The organism is Candidatus Saccharibacteria bacterium (assembly GCA_016191105.1).
GTDB lineage: Bacteria > Patescibacteriota > Saccharimonadia > CAILAD01 > BJGX01 > JACPPH01.
This window is the reverse complement of record JACPPH010000008.1, coordinates 89,653-104,554: the sequence shown is the minus strand read 5'-3', so window position 1 is coordinate 104,554 and position 14,902 is coordinate 89,653. Positions and strand designations below refer to the sequence as shown.

The 14,902-nt window shown below is 46.0% G+C and carries 19 protein-coding genes and 1 tRNA gene; 5 read left to right on the top strand and 15 right to left on the bottom strand.

Annotation, left to right across the window (positions count from 1 at the left end; genetic code table 11):
* Window positions 1-762, bottom strand: a complete 762-nt coding sequence (locus tag HYX70_04355; GenBank protein ID MBI2798495.1) for an ABC transporter ATP-binding protein — start codon at window positions 760-762, stop codon at window positions 1-3.
* 66 nt (window positions 763-828) lie between these two features.
* On the opposite strand from HYX70_04355, the gene HYX70_04350 reads away from it, so the two are divergent.
* Window positions 829-1,092, top strand: coding sequence for a hypothetical protein (locus tag HYX70_04350; protein MBI2798494.1), 264 nt, complete (start codon window positions 829-831; stop codon window positions 1,090-1,092).
* Here the strand turns inward: HYX70_04350 and HYX70_04345 are convergent, their stop codons facing one another.
* The 5 genes from HYX70_04345 to HYX70_04325 all read right to left on the bottom strand — a co-directional run bounded on the left by HYX70_04345 (window position 1,093) and on the right by HYX70_04325 (window position 3,522).
* Complete coding sequence (locus HYX70_04345) at window positions 1,093-1,926, bottom strand: DUF2207 domain-containing protein (protein ID MBI2798493.1); 834 nt, start codon at window positions 1,924-1,926, stop codon at window positions 1,093-1,095.
* A gap of 16 nt (window positions 1,927-1,942) precedes the next feature.
* Window positions 1,943-2,728 carry an inositol monophosphatase family protein gene (locus tag HYX70_04340; protein ID MBI2798492.1) on the bottom strand — a complete coding sequence of 262 codons (786 nt, stop codon included), beginning with the start codon at window positions 2,726-2,728 and terminating at the stop codon, window positions 1,943-1,945.
* 3 nt (window positions 2,729-2,731) lie between these two features.
* Window positions 2,732-2,807: transfer RNA gene (locus HYX70_04335), tRNA-Ile, on the bottom strand.
* Window positions 2,808-3,010: 203 nt separating this feature from the next.
* Window positions 3,011-3,178: a hypothetical protein gene (locus tag HYX70_04330; protein ID MBI2798491.1), complete on the bottom strand. Its 168-nt coding sequence runs from the start codon at window positions 3,176-3,178 to the stop codon at window positions 3,011-3,013.
* Between the two features lie 140 nt (window positions 3,179-3,318).
* On the bottom strand, window positions 3,319-3,522 hold the full coding sequence (locus HYX70_04325) for a hypothetical protein (GenBank protein ID MBI2798490.1): 204 nt from the start codon (window positions 3,520-3,522) through the stop codon (window positions 3,319-3,321).
* 158 nt (window positions 3,523-3,680) lie between these two features.
* Between HYX70_04325 and HYX70_04320 the strand changes: the two genes are divergently transcribed.
* Window positions 3,681-4,241, top strand: coding sequence for a hypothetical protein (locus HYX70_04320; GenBank protein MBI2798489.1), 561 nt, complete (start codon window positions 3,681-3,683; stop codon window positions 4,239-4,241).
* Between the two features lie 435 nt (window positions 4,242-4,676).
* Here HYX70_04320 and HYX70_04315 read toward each other — a convergent pair whose 3' ends face one another.
* Both HYX70_04315 and HYX70_04310 read right to left on the bottom strand, forming a co-directional pair.
* Window positions 4,677-5,753 (bottom strand): polymer-forming cytoskeletal protein, encoded by a 1,077-nt coding sequence (locus tag HYX70_04315; GenBank protein MBI2798488.1) that lies wholly within the window; start codon window positions 5,751-5,753, stop codon window positions 4,677-4,679.
* A 678-nt stretch (window positions 5,754-6,431) separates the two neighbouring features.
* A complete protein-coding gene (locus HYX70_04310) occupies window positions 6,432-6,680 on the bottom strand; it encodes an RNA-binding protein (protein ID MBI2798487.1) in 249 nt (82 codons plus the stop codon).
* Window positions 6,681-6,905: 225 nt separating this feature from the next.
* On the opposite strand from HYX70_04310, the gene HYX70_04305 reads away from it, so the two are divergent.
* From HYX70_04305 to HYX70_04295, 3 genes are read left to right on the top strand one after another with little or no spacing between them, the layout of a single operon-like run.
* The gene (locus HYX70_04305; GenBank protein MBI2798486.1) at window positions 6,906-7,640 is read left to right on the top strand and encodes a DUF4190 domain-containing protein; all 735 of its coding nucleotides are present in this window, start codon (window positions 6,906-6,908) and stop codon (window positions 7,638-7,640) included.
* A gap of 21 nt (window positions 7,641-7,661) precedes the next feature.
* The gene (locus tag HYX70_04300) at window positions 7,662-8,249 is read left to right on the top strand and encodes a hypothetical protein (GenBank protein MBI2798485.1); all 588 of its coding nucleotides are present in this window, start codon (window positions 7,662-7,664) and stop codon (window positions 8,247-8,249) included.
* A gap of 2 nt (window positions 8,250-8,251) precedes the next feature.
* On the top strand, window positions 8,252-8,911 hold the full coding sequence (locus HYX70_04295) for a class I SAM-dependent methyltransferase (protein ID MBI2798484.1): 660 nt from the start codon (window positions 8,252-8,254) through the stop codon (window positions 8,909-8,911).
* Here HYX70_04295 and HYX70_04290 read toward each other — a convergent pair.
* The 7 genes from HYX70_04290 to HYX70_04260 all read right to left on the bottom strand — a co-directional run bounded on the left by HYX70_04290 (window position 8,891) and on the right by HYX70_04260 (window position 14,864).
* A complete protein-coding gene (locus HYX70_04290) occupies window positions 8,891-9,460 on the bottom strand; it encodes a nucleotidyltransferase family protein (GenBank protein ID MBI2798483.1) in 570 nt (189 codons plus the stop codon). The genes HYX70_04295 and HYX70_04290 overlap by 21 nt on opposite strands.
* A gap of 12 nt (window positions 9,461-9,472) precedes the next feature.
* On the bottom strand, window positions 9,473-10,105 hold the full coding sequence (gene lexA / locus HYX70_04285) for a transcriptional repressor LexA (protein MBI2798482.1): 633 nt from the start codon (window positions 10,103-10,105) through the stop codon (window positions 9,473-9,475).
* An 85-nt stretch (window positions 10,106-10,190) separates the two neighbouring features.
* Window positions 10,191-11,345 (bottom strand): NADP-dependent malic enzyme, encoded by a 1,155-nt coding sequence (locus HYX70_04280; protein MBI2798481.1) that lies wholly within the window; start codon window positions 11,343-11,345, stop codon window positions 10,191-10,193.
* A gap of 59 nt (window positions 11,346-11,404) precedes the next feature.
* Window positions 11,405-13,516 carry a tail fiber domain-containing protein gene (locus tag HYX70_04275; GenBank protein MBI2798480.1) on the bottom strand — a complete coding sequence of 704 codons (2,112 nt, stop codon included), beginning with the start codon at window positions 13,514-13,516 and terminating at the stop codon, window positions 11,405-11,407.
* Window positions 13,517-13,619: 103 nt separating this feature from the next.
* On the bottom strand, window positions 13,620-13,985 hold the full coding sequence (locus HYX70_04270) for a signal peptidase I (GenBank protein ID MBI2798479.1): 366 nt from the start codon (window positions 13,983-13,985) through the stop codon (window positions 13,620-13,622).
* 147 nt (window positions 13,986-14,132) lie between these two features.
* Complete coding sequence (locus HYX70_04265; protein ID MBI2798478.1) at window positions 14,133-14,564, bottom strand: NUDIX hydrolase; 432 nt, start codon at window positions 14,562-14,564, stop codon at window positions 14,133-14,135.
* Between the two features lie 126 nt (window positions 14,565-14,690).
* Window positions 14,691-14,864, bottom strand: coding sequence for a hypothetical protein (locus tag HYX70_04260; protein MBI2798477.1), 174 nt, complete (start codon window positions 14,862-14,864; stop codon window positions 14,691-14,693).
* Window positions 14,865-14,902 lie beyond the last annotated feature (38 nt).

Genomic DNA, 14,902 nt, shown 5'->3' with positions numbered 1-14,902 from the left:
TCATTCGCGCATATGCTTTCCGGTTAAATCAATAAACACATCCTCTAAGTTGGCTTTTTGCACCGGCTGCTGCTTTTTAAATCCGCGTTTTAACAGCTGGTTTATCAAATTCGCAGGCGTATCTAGGGCAATAATTTTACCAGCATCCATGATTGCTATGCGGTTGCACAACAACTCGGCCTCATCCATGTAGTGAGTGGTTAAGATTATTGTCTTGTCTTTGCTTTGTATGTCTTGCACCAACTCCCACACATTTCGCCTAGCTTGAGGGTCGAGGCCAGTCGTAGGCTCATCCAAAAACAGCACCGTGGGATCGTTTACCAAAGCCGCCGCTATGCTAAAGCGTTGCTTTTGACCGCCAGAGAGTGCCTTAACTTGAGTCTTGGCCTTGGCGGTTAAGCCAACCTCCTTTAAAAGCTCGTGAGGATCACGGCGGGTAGCATATAGATCGCGGAATACCTGCAGCAGTTCGGTAAGGTTTAAGTTATCAAAAAAGGCCGAGGCTTGCAGTTGCACGCCAATTATTTCTTTAACCGAATCTGGATCGGCATTTACGTCTATACCATCGATTATAATTGAGCCTGCGGTTATGGGTCTGAGACCCTCCATCATTTCGAGAGTGGTGGTTTTGCCCGCACCGTTGGGGCCCAAAATTCCAAATACCTCGCCCTCTTGAACTTCAAAATCAATGCCTTTTACAGCCAAGAGTTTGTCGTATTTTTTTTTGAGTTTTTTGACTTCAATTAGAGCCATGAGCCTTATTGTATCACAAGTCTTATCTAGTACAATCTGGAAAATTACTTTATTCCAGGTATAATAAGGCTAACTATGAGCTTCAATGATCAACCTACTAGTTCTAAAATAAGAAAATTCATCGATCACTACGGCAATGTGCCAGCTCAGCCGCCCGTAATCGATGAGGTTGTGGTTGAACCCTTGCCGCCCCGAAAACTCGACCCTCTAAGTCCCCCGCCAGCCGAGCCACAAGTTATTAGCAACCAGTCTTCACGCTCTAACCCCAGCCCGGCCATGCAGCGCACGTTTGAGCTGCAAGAAGAGATCAACAAGCGGCGCCATTTTGAAGGCAAATAGCTAAGCTACCTTGAATTTGTGCTCAACCGCCTTTATAAATTCTGCTTGGCTGGCTATGCCATCGAATCGGGCCGACCAGGATCGCTCAACATTCAACACGATCGCATATGGTAAATACGAATAATAAAGTTTTTGGTCGTTTAGCTTAGACTTTTCGGTTAAATAGCGCTTAAATGCCTGTATTAGAGCGAGTTCATGCAGACCCTCTTGGCTCAACTGCCCATGCCGGCTTAATAGCCAGCCGCCCACTATGCCGCCGAGGGCAAAGACAGCCGGAAAGCTTCCTGGGAAAATTTTGTTTATACCAGCAATGATTAACACTCCAGCAAAGATCGCCAAGAAACCAAGCAACATTGAGCCGCGCTTGCGCAGCGGCGGGATCTGTTTGTACATGTGTTCCTTATTTAGCTGGCCTCGCAATATTTCAATCAGCTTAGCCATAAATGCTGGGGTAGTTTCGGAGTGAATGCTGGCCAATGCCCGTTGGTGCAGTTTGCCAGTAAATATAAACATTAGTAGCTTTTTTTCGAGCGTGTTGGTTGGCTTGTGCAGATTCTGCAAGCAAAGCACATAGTCATTATTATTCCTCATAACCCTTAAAATGCCTCGGTTGTGCAGGCTCAATAGGGTGGCCGCCAACCCCTTACCGCTTAGCCCATTTTGCAGCAAGTACTCAATCTCAGCCGGGGTTAGGTCTTTGGGCGGTTGAGTCTGAGTCGATAACTTAACTCGAGCCAGCTTAGCCTTTTGCAGCCAAGGTGCAAGCCACTTCCAGCCAGCACCAACAATCAGTCCCGCCGCCCCAATCAATATACAAATCTGCTGCCAATTCATTACTTAATCATAACAGTTATTCGCCAACTGGGAACAATGCGTTCTTGGTCTCAACAAGCTCCTTGTATAGTTTGGGAGATGCTGCAATTAGGTCACGATTGCTGAAGTCGTATTTAGTGCTGCCTATATTGGTCACTACCCCACCGGCCTCTTTCACAAGCAAACACCCTGGAGCAAAGTCATAGTCATAGCCAAGTGGATCTTTGCAAACTCTGCCCTCAATCTTGCCCTGCGCAACAAGGCAAAACTCATACCCCGAACAAATAACCTGGATTAAGTAGGCCCGTTTGCGTAGCTCATCACGCAGTTTAGTATTGGCGGGTTTTTTTAGTTTGGTTTCTAGACTTAGAATGAACTGACCGTTAGGACGATCACTTACATTTACCCTTTTACCGTTACAAAAAGTCCCACCTCCTTCAACAGCAGTTAATAGCTCATTGGTAACAAAATTATTTATGATAGCCAACACCGGTCTATTCTCGTGGATTAAGGCTAGCATTGTGGTGCAAAATGGCATACCACGCACAAAATGCATGGTTCCATCGATTGGATCGAGCAGCCAGTAAGTGTCGGCTTTTTTACTAAAGCCAAACTCTTCACCACGAAAGCCAATTGTTGGGTCTAACTTTTCTAGTCGGCTCGCAATTTCTTTTTCAGTGGATTTATCAAGTTCGGTTACCACGTCGTGTGGATGAGTTTTAGCTTGATGCTCGATGTTCCCAAAATAGGGCATCAGCTTTTTACCAGCCTCAACCACTATTTCTGAGGCATCTTGCAATAACTTGTCTAAATTCAAATTCATAAATGGTGGGCCCGGCAGGATTCGAACCTGCGACCAAGCGGTTATGAGCCGCCTGCTCTGACCGCTGAGCTACGGGCCCGCGTCCAAAGCTGTGCTTTGATTGATATAGCACTTTATAAAAGTGCTATTGTAATTCTCGCACAGTTTCTCCTCTCGATTCAAATTTCTTCGACAATTTGAATCGTTTAGCTACACTAGCACGTTTTCAAGTCTAGTTATTCTATTATAAGCCCCCTACTATAAAAGCCCTATCACAAAGGGCTTTTATAGAGAAAACTAGCTTTAAGCAGCTGGAGCTGCAGGATCTGCAGGCGCAGCTGGGTCGGCTGGTTTTACATCCCCCATATTATCATCACCGGCTGGTGCAGCTGGCGGGGTAGCGGGGGCTGGTGCTGCTGCTGGAGCAGTTTGGTCTCCGCTGCCTGGCTGTGCACCGTCTTGTTGTGGCATTGTGCTTTCATCTGGTTGCATGAAACACTCCTCCTTTTTGTGTTTAATAATATGGTAACTATATTATATACCACACATATAAGAGTAAACAAAAACACCCGTCGGCGTTCCCCGGGCGGGTGTTTATGATTATTGGATTTTTATTTGTCTGCTTTTTTGAGAATTGGTAGACCGGTGCGAGTATTCTCTACCACTTGGTAACCAGCTGGCAACTCATCGATCACACCATCCTTTTCTTCGCGAGCGAAGAAATAAATGCGTTGCTGACGACCACCCTTCAAGGTCACATCCCGCTGGTGTAGATAATATGTTTGACCCTTTGAATTCACATGTGAAAAAGCCATAAAACTTTTCCTCCTCACTTAATTTATTCTTATGTTCCTAGATTACGCAACCTGTAAGGTGATGTCAATAGATGGGGCTTACTTTTTATAGAGGGGCGGATTGCGCAAAAGTGCATAAGCAGTTTACAATAATTAGGTTAGTAAAAGGATTTACAGGTATGGATCATAACAATCAGACACCCCAGAGACCCTCTGGCTTACCCTCTTCTATGCAGCCAAACCGGGCTCGACCTGCTACCCACTCACAGCCCCAAACTCACCAGGTGCACAACCCAAGGCCACCTGTTAACAGAAATAGGCGCTTTGGCTTTTGGATACTAATTACGGTACTTTTAGTGCTGGTGGTCGGCATTGGTTTGCTAATATTTCGAATTGCTACTGGCAACTATAATGAGCTGGCCGTAAAGAAAGATAAATACCAGGCCGTGTTTTTGAACAACAGCATGGTCTACTTTGGCAAAATGAGCAATGTTGATGGCAGCTATGTAAAGCTCACCAACGTCTATTATTTACAGTTTCAAAACCAAAACCAGCCTAGCAATCAAAGCAACAACCAATCCCAACAAATTAGCCTGGCTAAGCTCGGTGGTGAGCTGCATGGGCCAGAAGACGTTATGTATATAGATCGCCGCAGCATTATGTTTTGGGAAAACCTACAAGATAGTGGCCGTGTAGTTCAGACCATAAAAGAAATCCAGAGCAAAAGCGGCTCCAAATAGCTTTCTCCGGCATTAAAACAGCGCTATTATTCCCGGCCGTTGCTGCGATCAGCAAGCTAAGCCACTAAGCAACACTCCTGTTTGCGAGAATTCGCTGGCTAGCGAACCGCACAGCGACAGGAAATTACGACTGGCTAAGCGCTGCTTGATCATAAGCACAGGCCAAACGGTTTTGCTATCTTTTTGCCAAGACAAAAGATAGTTGCCCGAAGGTTAAGGCCCTTCAAACCTTGCGCTGTCCGCGCGGGACTTCTTTGGTTGAGCAAAGAAGCAAACTCACCGACATGGACACAAAACATGAATACCATCTATTCTCTCGCTTCCAGTTCTGCGGAACTCATCCCGACGGTACCGTCGGGACTCAAACAGTCCTCGAACATGGAACACTCGAGCCTAGCTGGCTTCCTGTTTGCTTTAATGTCGGTAGAACTACGACTACTTGAGTTGCTTGGCTCTGGTAGCCAGCACGCGCTCGTAGGCTCGTAGGGTGAGTGCGCCGCTACCAAAACAGACCACTATAAACCCGACTATGGCGCCAAGCACTGGAATTAAACTAATTATGCTCAATATGCCAAGTCCTATTAGCAAAGTGTTAATATTCTGGCCAAAGTTAAATTGTGGATTTTTTAGAACTTTGCGCCCAATCGCCACAGCCACAAACACCTGGCTTACAATTAAAACTGCTACATAGCCCATGGCCAGCACGACCGCAAGCGGTAAGCCAATAGCTATAACCAACAGTAACACAAACATAATTGGCACAAAGATTATAAAGCCCAGACCTGCCAGAAAACTCGGAGCCGGCCGATCCCATATAACGTTGGCCACAGCTACAGTACTACCGGGTAATATGCTAATAATAGCCAGGCCGAGCAGCAGACTCGCTAATAAGCCAAATATTAGACCTTGTAGTCGATCTAGCAACGGATTGGTTTTAGAGGCTGCTGGCGCCAGTTTGGTAACCGAGCCTGTAATACGCTTATCGTTAGCAATGCTGATTTTGGCATTTTGATCGTAGCGCAGGCCGCCATTAATAGCCGCTTGATCGCCCAATGTAATCTGGCCACTGCGAATCGTGGTATTACCACCGATTGGTCCATTTATGTTAACTTCGGCACCATAAACGTAAGCTTGGCCGCCCACGCTACCACTATCCTCAACCAATGAACCGGCCAACACCACACCGCCATTTACTTTGGCCAGTCGGTCAATTGTTACTTGGCTACCAACTGCATACAGACTACCGTTAATAGTGCCTTTGACCGTAACTTTTGAGCCAGCCAAGTGAGCATTGCCAGTAATATTGCCTTCTACTACAACTTCGCTACCTACTGCATATAAATTGCCATTAACCGTACCCTTCACACGTACGATATTGCCGGCCAGCCAAGTGTCGCCATTAACGGTGCCGTTTACATTGAGCTCCTGGCCACTGTTTGCATAGAAGCCGTTGTGCACGGAGTCAACTGCCAAGTTTGGACTGTTACTAGCTGCCGCAAAACCAGTGCTCATTGCCAATCCGCTTAAGAGAATGACAAACCCTACTATATATCGTGACAATCTTTTGAACATACAACCTCAATAATTATTACTTTATATTTAAGACCGTTTTGTAATCTAAGGCAAGCTAATCAAGATCCTTCTTATAGAATATGCCCCCAGTGGGGCTCCTTCGGTTAGTCGTTTAAATTCCGTATAGCCAGATTTCGCGTAAAGTTTTTGAGCTGCAATTTGATTTACTGTGGTGTCTAGCTGAACTTGTTTGTAGCCTCTGAGTCATATATCGCTTCAAGCCCTTTGGTAGTCTCATACCAATGCCCACACCTTGTAATGAAGCCTCGACCCGCATACGCTTTAGTTCCGCTGTTGCATTAGATATACTGCTGTAAGCTGCCGTAGCAACTAGCTTGTTGCCCACAAAGCCGGCTATAAATATCCTCCATTCTGAATATATTCTTTTTCTATATTGTTAAGATCTTCGTCCCAGTGACCGCCTTCGGCATAAGCCTACGTTACTCTTAAAGGCTTTTTGTGAAGTGCTTTTACCTTACCTAGATCTCGAGGACTGAAATTGTCTAAACCACTATATTGTCAAAAGCGTTGTTTTTATTAGAACCCATAATGACAATTATACATAAACCAAAAACACCCGCCAGTATAACGGGTGTTTTGAAAGTCTATTTTTAGTCTTTATTCTTTAGAACGGGCTTCTGAAACGTTGATCTCGCGACCATCAAGTTCTTTGCCATTAAGCTCATCGACGGCTTTCTTGGCTTCTTCTTCGCTGCTCATTTCGACAAAACCGAAACCGCGACTGCGACCGGTCATCTTGTCGGTCACCACGTTGGCCGATTCAACAGTACCAACGCTAGAGAAGAACTCTTTTAATGATTCGTCTGTGGTTGCCCACGCTAAACTGCCTACAAACAGTTTTTTCATGTTTTATAAAACTCCTTATTCTACCTCGGACTGCTTTTTCTTGAACCTGCACGAGGATAGAATAAGCTTTGCGAACCGTAGATCTTATTAATAGTAACTCGAACAGTCTAACACAATAGTGGTAAAAATGCAATACCAACCGAAAATGCTATGCTTAAAAGCTTGTCAAAAAATCAGATTGGCTCTACTATGTAACTTAAGCATAACTAAAAAGGACTTAATTAAATGGACAATAAAAAGGCCTCGGCCAACAACTCAGTAAAAGAACCAACTCAAGCTTCGGCTCCACCGCCAGCTCAACCTGCTGCACCAGCCACTCCTGCGGCCGCATCAGCACGTAAGACCAATGGTGTAGCCATTGCGGCAATTATTCTGGCAATTCTATTCCCGCTAGTTGGCCTTATACTTGGTATTGTAGCTCTCTCGCAGATCAAGAAGAGTGGAGAGGGCGGCAAAGGTCTGGCCGTAGCCTCGATTGTAATTTCAATTGTGATTATGATTGGCGGCTTGCTGATAGTATGGGGCGCATTCTTTGCCATTCAAAATGCCGCCAAGAAAGCCGGGGTCGATGTTGGCAACGGCTCGGTCTCGGTTAAAGGTAATAACGGCGAATCGCTGAGTGTTGGCGGCAATGTTAAAATTCCCGATGATTTCCCTAGCAACGTGCCAATCTATAAGCCAAGCGACGCGGTTGCCGCCCTTAAAACCAATAATGGCTACAATGTAACCCTGGCAACCAATGACAGTGCTCAAAAAGTGTCTGACTTTTACAAAAGCCAATTGCCAGCCAATGGTTGGACTAGCGAGAATACCGACATTAGCGTAAGTGGCGGCACTATCACCTCTTACACCCAGGGCGATAAGCAACTAGTACTTACCATTACGACCGACCAAAATGGCAGCTCAGGCAAAAAAACAGGCATTAACCTTACTGTCACCAACAACACGAATGCCCAGTAACGCCTAGGCGTACTTGAGTAAATGCAGCTGTCCAAAGAAAACCTACGCAAGATCTTTGGCCTCACCCATGGCCAGATATGGCTGATTGTGCTGCTCGATGCGGGCATATTCCTACTCATCAACTTCAACCTCATTTTGCTTAAGGCCACGCAGGGCACGGTATTGGCCGATACGGCCGTTCAAGACAGTTTTGCCGAGCAAATATCTAAGTTTACCAATAGCGCCTACATAAATCTTGGCACCTTGATAGTGTTTTGGGCTGGTGTGGGTCTGATAGCCTACAGTGTAATTTACTCGCTATATTCGGTTTACAACGAAGCCCGCAACGAGGTGGTAGTAGAAAAGGAGTACGTGAACCGTGGCGAAGCCAAAAAACGCCTTAAGGCACCGATGGTTCAGGCCGGGCTGCTAGCAGCCATTGTGGTACTAGGCATGCTAACATTAAAGTTCTTCTACCCCATTTGGCTTAGCCTGTTTGCCACCTTCGTACTCACCATTACCAGTAATCCATTCATGGGGATGCTATCGTTAGTGGGTGCAGTATTCGGCTCAATAATAAATATCTACTTATTCAAAATTCTAATTAGCTGGATTGTGGTTTTAGAGTAGCAATGAGTGAGCAGCTCCGTTCATCCGTACCAAAGGAGCCAACTGGCAGGGAAAGGCTAAATAAAGCCACAAAACTCAACAACTCCAATATGGGCCTTGAAGAATATATGTATTACGGAGACATAAAGATTGATGATCTCAAGGGCGATGTTTTAGATCTTGGCTCAGGAGATTTAGATAGATTTTCTAGAGAGGCTACACGACACGGCATAAAAGTTACTTCTCTTGACCCCCACCTGGTTAAACAATCCCAACGTAATCAAGTTAAAACAGGCTCACATTACGAATTTCCATGGCACAGTGATTTGCCCTGGACAAAAAACTCAGTAGCTGGATTAGCACAAGAACTACCATTTAAAGCAGAGAGTTTTGACACAATAGTGGCAAGTGCGTCGGCCCCTGGCTACTTAGATCCTCGTGATTATGATATTTTCCTTAAAGAAACCAATCGGGTTCTGCGGCCTGGCGGTAAGGCTTATCTCTTCCCGCTGTTTGAGGTCCCCAATGAACCAGAAGCTCCCTACAACGAACAAAAGTTTCTATCGTCTCTTAAGCAGAGCGGCCTTAAGTACGCGCTTAAAGATTATCAGCCAGAGGGCAGCCCAATAACATATAGGGTTGCTATTTTGAGTAAACCAGAATCACCAGGGCAAAGTAATTAGTTTAGGCCAAGTCTCGACCCATCGTTCGGCTTTATTATAATACATATCCTTTGTCATAACACTTTTATTGGGTCTGATGGTTAAACTAAATAAATCCTCTAATCCATATGCAGCAAACACTTTGTAATTATTGCCTTCCTTGCGAACTCCAATACAAGTTAAAGTTGTTCCCCAGCTCGAAATACCATCTTCGACCGAGCTATATGGGTTGATGCTTTTGCCAAAGTGATCAGGATACCAAATGTGAACTCGAGCTTGATTTCGGATCTCGACTTCGATTGGGAGGGAGTAAAAAAGCTGGTCTCCGTGCTTAATAAACTTATCCTCGGCTTGGTATGAGATGTCAGGGTCAAAATAAACCAAATCAAAATCTTTAATCCCATACATAGGTTCGAAACCATGCACATGGTTCCAATAGGTTTGTGATACTGACCCTGCAGCAAGATACCAATTGGGCAAGTTAAGTTCGGCGGTTTTATCTAACACATATTTCAGAGTAGAGTTGTCTAAAAGAATGTTTAATAAGCTATTTTCTCGAGGATCTGCCATAGTTTTTAGAACTTAGTACTTACGAATCAAGCCGATAACTACGCCCTGGATTTTGAGCTGAGTGCCGGGTTCTATATAGATTGGCTCCATGCTGGAGTTGGCGGGTTGCAAGCGAATACGGCGAGCCTCTTTGTAGTAGCGCTTGAGCGTAGCCTCTGAGCCGTTTACCAAAGCCACCACCACATCGCCATTGCTGGGCACTTCTTTCTCCTGCACAACCACAAAGTCGCCTTCGTGAATGCCATCCTCGATCATACTTTGGCCCTTTACCTGTAGCACATAGGAGTCTTTGTTGCCGACCATGAATGGTGGCACCTCCAATGTTTCTTTGTGGCCCTCGAGCGTTTCGATGGGGCTTCCGGCCGCAATCAAGCCCAAGATGGGCAGCTGAATGCCTTTTTCGTTTATCTGAGTCTCCACCTCGTCGGTCGGCATAAGCGAGCGAGCCGAATTATTGCCTTTTACCAATAGGCCTTTGGCCACCAAGGTGTCGACATGTTGAGCAACTGTAGCCACAGAGTTTAGCTTAAGACCCTCGGCGATCTCACGATAGCTGGGCGAATAGCCCTTTTGCTCTATAAATGTAGATATAAAATCGAGTGTTTTCTTTTGTTTTTTAGTAAGCGCCTGGCGAACCTTACCCATGAAACGTCCCTCCATTAATACGATAATTTCACTTAACAGTATATCGAACACAGAACGAACATGTCAAGTTTTAAACTGGGGTTTTTTAAAGTTTTTGCTCTAAACTGGCTACAATGGCTGGCACCACTAACTTATCAAACACGCTTGGAACAATCATATTTGGAGTTGGAGCCTGCACCACACCTGCCAAGGCTTGAGCCGCCAAAAGCTTATGCCCGTCATCGATTCTCTTGAGTCTAGCCTTAATTACACCTTTGAACATGCCTGGAAACACTAAAGCATTGTTGATCTGATTGGGAAAGTCTGATCTACCCGTAGCAACCACCGCAGCCCCTGCGCCCGTAGCAACATCTGGCAATATCTCAGGATTGGGGTTGCCCAGAGCAAATACGATTGGGTTGGGCTTCATGCTACGCACCAATTCTGCACTCACCAGGTCTGGCCGGCCAGACAATCCTATCAAAACATCTCTCCCTTCAACGGCTCTGCTTAAATCTCCGTCTATGTTCTGGGGGTTGGTTATCAAAGCTAAGTTCTTCTTCTCAGGGTCCAGGTCTTGGCGATTGCTTGAGACAATACCCTTGCTGTCTACTGCAACTATGTCTTTAAAGCCATGGGCTAGCAAAAGCTTAGCCACGCCGTTACCAGCCGCCCCCGCACCAATCAAAACTACCGAGGAGCTTTTGGTATCACGACTAGTAACTTTTAGTGCATTTATGAGCCCAGCCAGCACTACAATCGCAGTGGCGTGCTGGTCGTCGTGAATAACAGGAATGTCCAGCTCCTGTTGCAAACGCTTTTCTATTTCAAAGCAGTTAGGCGCGGCAATGTCTTCTAAGTTAATGCCGGCAAAAACTGGGGCAATGTGCTTTACGGCCGCCACTATTTCATCGACATCTTGAGTGTCCAAACAGATTGGAAAAGCGTCGAGGTCGCCAAGCTCTTTGAACAAAGCCGATTTGCCCTCCATAACCGGCAATGCCCCAAACGGGCCAATATTGCCAAGCCCCAATACCGCCGAACCATCAGAGACCACTGCCACGGTGTTGTTTTTAATGGTGTATTCACTGGCTTGGTCGGGGTGCTTGGCTAGAAACGAAGAGACCGCCCCAATCCCGGGCGTATAAAACACGCTTAAGTCATGCTCATTCTTAATAGGCGTCTTGGTATTCAGCTCAATATTGCCATGAAGCTTTTTGCTTTGAGCTAGTGATTCGGCTTTAAAGTCGTGTTGGGTCATGCACTCTATTGTACGCCAAAGCAGCTGACTTTGAGTAGAAGAATTTTTACACCTAACAATTATGGAGTTGGGTTGGGTGTTTGATTTGAGCTGCTATTGAGTTTTTGCTCGAGAATCTGCACTCTGGCTTTGAGATCGTTAATTTCGTTGTCCTGCTCACCTACTTTTGTGCTCACAGCCTTCAGCTCTTCTGTAAGGTTGGCTAACTGCAATCCCTGATCGGCCAGCTGTTGATTGGCTTTGTCGATGTTGCCAGATTGTTGTTTAACAGCCTCAACTATAAAGGGCATAATGCCGTCTTTGTTGAGAGACAGTTTGCCATCTGAGTCGGTGGTGACTAGCTCAGGCAGCACTTTTTGAATGTCTTGGGCAATAAAGCCATCTTGTTGAGTGCCATTCGGGTCAGCCTTCCAGTTGTAGGTAACGCCCTGTAGTTTGTTGATAATGTCTAGCCCGTTGGTAATGTTTAGAATATTGGTTTTGAGTGACTCATCGGAGCTACAGCTCCAACCAGTACCAGTTACGACCGTACACTGGGTGCCACCAGAACCATTGAATTTAGCCACGTTGGTGGTGGTGTCGGTAACAGTTAGTTTGTTAGTGGGCGAGGTACTAGAACCAATTGCCATGGCGCCGCTTTGTGTCACCCTGCCTAAAACCGTGCCAGCAAAGTTTTGCCATTGCTGAAGATCGCCGGTTGAGAATGCCGAACCCTGAAGCACAAGAGCCGTATTGGCACCTGTTACATTAATTTGGGCAATTGCTGCGTTGTCGGTCGTCTGCCAGCCAAAAGACGTGTTGTGATTAACCATCAGTCTAGAGTTAGTTCCAAACACAGTTGGGTCATTGCCAACCGAAAGCGCGCCGTCAAGCACATTTTTGCTAGCTTGGCCGCGTGAATAGATATTATAACTTTCACTGGTAGTCGCCACTCCACTCTGATCGGCAACATACAGACCGTGAACGGCTGCGATAGAGCCACTACCAGTGTTGGTGACGCGCTGAATATCCACTACCGAAACATTACTAATATTACCACTGCCTTTGTTAAATACTCCCGCCGTAACCCCATTAGCATTGCCCATATTGCCGGTGCCGCTGCCAAGCAATCCGCCATTATAGATTACGCCAGATAGTCCGTTTGCAACATCAATAGTGCCACCACCATTGTTTTCAACTAACCCAGCCGCACCATTGCCGGTACTAATAGTGCCGTTATCGTTGTTCTTGAGATATCCAAAAGTACCGGCCGCAGCGTTGATCGTTCCACTCGAGTTGTTATAAGCATAGCCCATAACACCGCCCATGAGCCCAATATTGCCAGTGCCCTCATGTACGGCCAGGCCGGCATTACCTGCCAGCGCTAGGTAATTTTGAGGGTTGCCACTCACGATCTCGCCCGCTTGGTAGCCACCAGTAAAATATTGAGACGTGGCAGACTGGCCTAAGTCTACGAAGTATTCCGACGAGGCGCCGGTATAAAAGTTATAACCAGGTGTTAGACTACTTACCCTCTCCTGAACGCCCTGTACACGAATTACTGGTGTACCGGTAAGCGGTGTTAGAATACTTGGGTTGTCGATGGCCGAGGCATTGCCAGTAGCCGTGTGGCCTACGAATTGAGCAGTGCCATTTACCGCCAAAGTTGTTTGTGGCAGAGGGTAGTTTATACCCACCTGACCATTGGCATTAACATTCACCAGGGGATATCCGCTGGAGTTTTGAACCTGTAATATGTCATTAACTTGGCCTTTGGCGCCTCGGATTTGGGCACCCACAAAGTATGGATTAACCGATTGAATGGCCATATTGGCCTGCTCAACTATCGGCGTGTTGCAAACCACGAAGTAGGTACAGGCGCCCACTATATTTGTTGCTGAACCACCAGGGTTTTGCAAAGCATTTTGCAGAAAGCTGGCAATATCGGGCGAAAGCTGATCCAGGCCAACCGAGCCGGCTGCGAGTTTTGCACTGGTGATTGAACCGTTGGCTACAGGTGTCGTGGTAGATACATTACTGGTTTGGCTTGGCAGGTTGTTGATTCGCCAAAGCATTAAAATAATGGCAATTACGCCCAAAAGCGTAGTTATAATCAAAAGATCGGCCAGCACCCTCAACCAGTTGATGCGCCTACCCAGTGATGTATCTAATGTTTGTGTTTGATCTTCCACCACGTTTCATTACGCTTAAGCCAAAGTATAGCTTTTTTTACTACAATTAACAACGCCTAAGAAGACCCTTTTACGGGTCTTCTTATTAGCAGGCTTTGACCGGCTATTTTTTGGAACCAACTGCCTTGTACTTGGCATCGCCAAAGGCCAGCATGTACATGCCAATAATGTGGAATATAACCAATCCCACCACGGCAAATACCGTACTCTTGTTGAACCGTTTGGCCAGATCGAGCATAACTATGATCCAGACGATCAAGAAAGCCAATGGACCCACAAATGGCACTACTGGCAGTAGTAAGAACACTAACCACCATACTGGTCGACCAACGATGTCTAGCAATATATAGAAGTTATAGATTGGAATAATCGCCGCCCAACCTGGTTTGCCAGCTTTTTTGTAAACCATCCAAACTGGGATAATCCCTACCACCAGTAGGATCAATATGAATACCAGGTAGGCACTCAAAAACGCCCCGACGGCAGCTGGATTGCCAGTCGTGGAGTAAGTCGTTGTTCCGTAATCAGTCATTTTTGCTATGACTCCTTATGATTTTAATTTAATGCTTATGTTTATAAATATAATTGGTTAGGAGCCAAAACACAACTTATTACCCTATTTATTACGCGTAAGCCACGCCTGATACTGCTCGAGTTGATAACGTGTCATGGGTGTAAGGTCTTCATTGAGCGCCTCATCTAGCGCTAGCCATTTATGATCGATTACTCTGTCAAGCTCGGTTCGCTTGGGCTCGCCCGAAACGTGCTTGGCCCAAAAAGTTAGGCCCACCCATTGCTCTTTGCCATCGGCACTATCACGCACATTGGTGCCAATAACGTCGATTGGCTCAATCTTAATCCCAGCTTCTTCCTTAACCTCACGTTTTATGGCTTCTTGTGGAGTTTCGCCAGATTTGAGCAAACCGCCCAACAGCTCCCACTTGTAATGCTGATCACGAGCTTTTGGTCCGCGTAGCCCGAGCAAGATCTCGCCGTTTTTAAAAATAATTGCGCCAGTACCAATTCGAAATGCTTTTTCTTTGCTCATACCGCTGATTATAACACCAAACCCCGGCGTTTAAGGTCGCAAGCGAGGGCGACCAACTGCCGGGGATCGGTGGAAGTGAAGTGTTTTGTTGTAAGGAGTTGTTTACTAGTTCCGGACTAGGGTGTGCTAGTGGGTTGTGGCAGCCGTAAACTTGCTGCTGTGTCTATAATATGGTTTCATGCGGCGTTCAGCTCGCATTGCCCATTTACTGGCCATTTTATCAAAAAGGTCGTCAATTTTACCTGGATCATAGGTTAGGGCTTTTGGTATTTTTTTTAGATATCGGTCTCTTTTTTTCATACTTGCCTCCTTTTATTTAGGTTGCTTTCGTAGTGTAA

Bases quoted from the DNA above. Each gene is read 5' to 3' on its own strand.
- HYX70_04350 (MBI2798494.1), top strand. From the start codon at position 829: ATGAGCTTCAATGATCAACCTACTAGTTCTAAAATAAGAAAATTCATC.
- HYX70_04345 (MBI2798493.1), bottom strand. From the start codon at position 1,926: ATGAATTGGCAGCAGATTTGTATATTGATTGGGGCGGCGGGACTGATT.
- HYX70_04340 (MBI2798492.1), bottom strand. From the start codon at position 2,728: ATGAATTTGAATTTAGACAAGTTATTGCAAGATGCCTCAGAAATAGTG.
- HYX70_04330 (MBI2798491.1), bottom strand. From the start codon at position 3,178: ATGCCACAACAAGACGGTGCACAGCCAGGCAGCGGAGACCAAACTGCT.
- HYX70_04325 (MBI2798490.1), bottom strand. From the start codon at position 3,522: ATGGCTTTTTCACATGTGAATTCAAAGGGTCAAACATATTATCTACAC.
- HYX70_04320 (MBI2798489.1), top strand. From the start codon at position 3,681: ATGGATCATAACAATCAGACACCCCAGAGACCCTCTGGCTTACCCTCT.
- HYX70_04315 (MBI2798488.1), bottom strand. From the start codon at position 5,753: ATGAGCACTGGTTTTGCGGCAGCTAGTAACAGTCCAAACTTGGCAGTT.
- HYX70_04310 (MBI2798487.1), bottom strand. From the start codon at position 6,680: ATGAAAAAACTGTTTGTAGGCAGTTTAGCGTGGGCAACCACAGACGAA.
- HYX70_04305 (MBI2798486.1), top strand. From the start codon at position 6,906: ATGGACAATAAAAAGGCCTCGGCCAACAACTCAGTAAAAGAACCAACT.
- HYX70_04300 (MBI2798485.1), top strand. From the start codon at position 7,662: ATGCAGCTGTCCAAAGAAAACCTACGCAAGATCTTTGGCCTCACCCAT.
- HYX70_04295 (MBI2798484.1), top strand. From the start codon at position 8,252: ATGAGTGAGCAGCTCCGTTCATCCGTACCAAAGGAGCCAACTGGCAGG.
- HYX70_04290 (MBI2798483.1), bottom strand. From the start codon at position 9,460: ATGGCAGATCCTCGAGAAAATAGCTTATTAAACATTCTTTTAGACAAC.
- lexA (MBI2798482.1), bottom strand. From the start codon at position 10,105: ATGGGTAAGGTTCGCCAGGCGCTTACTAAAAAACAAAAGAAAACACTC.
- HYX70_04280 (MBI2798481.1), bottom strand. From the start codon at position 11,345: ATGACCCAACACGACTTTAAAGCCGAATCACTAGCTCAAAGCAAAAAG.
- HYX70_04265 (MBI2798478.1), bottom strand. From the start codon at position 14,564: ATGAGCAAAGAAAAAGCATTTCGAATTGGTACTGGCGCAATTATTTTT.
- HYX70_04260 (MBI2798477.1), bottom strand. From the start codon at position 14,864: ATGAAAAAAAGAGACCGATATCTAAAAAAAATACCAAAAGCCCTAACC.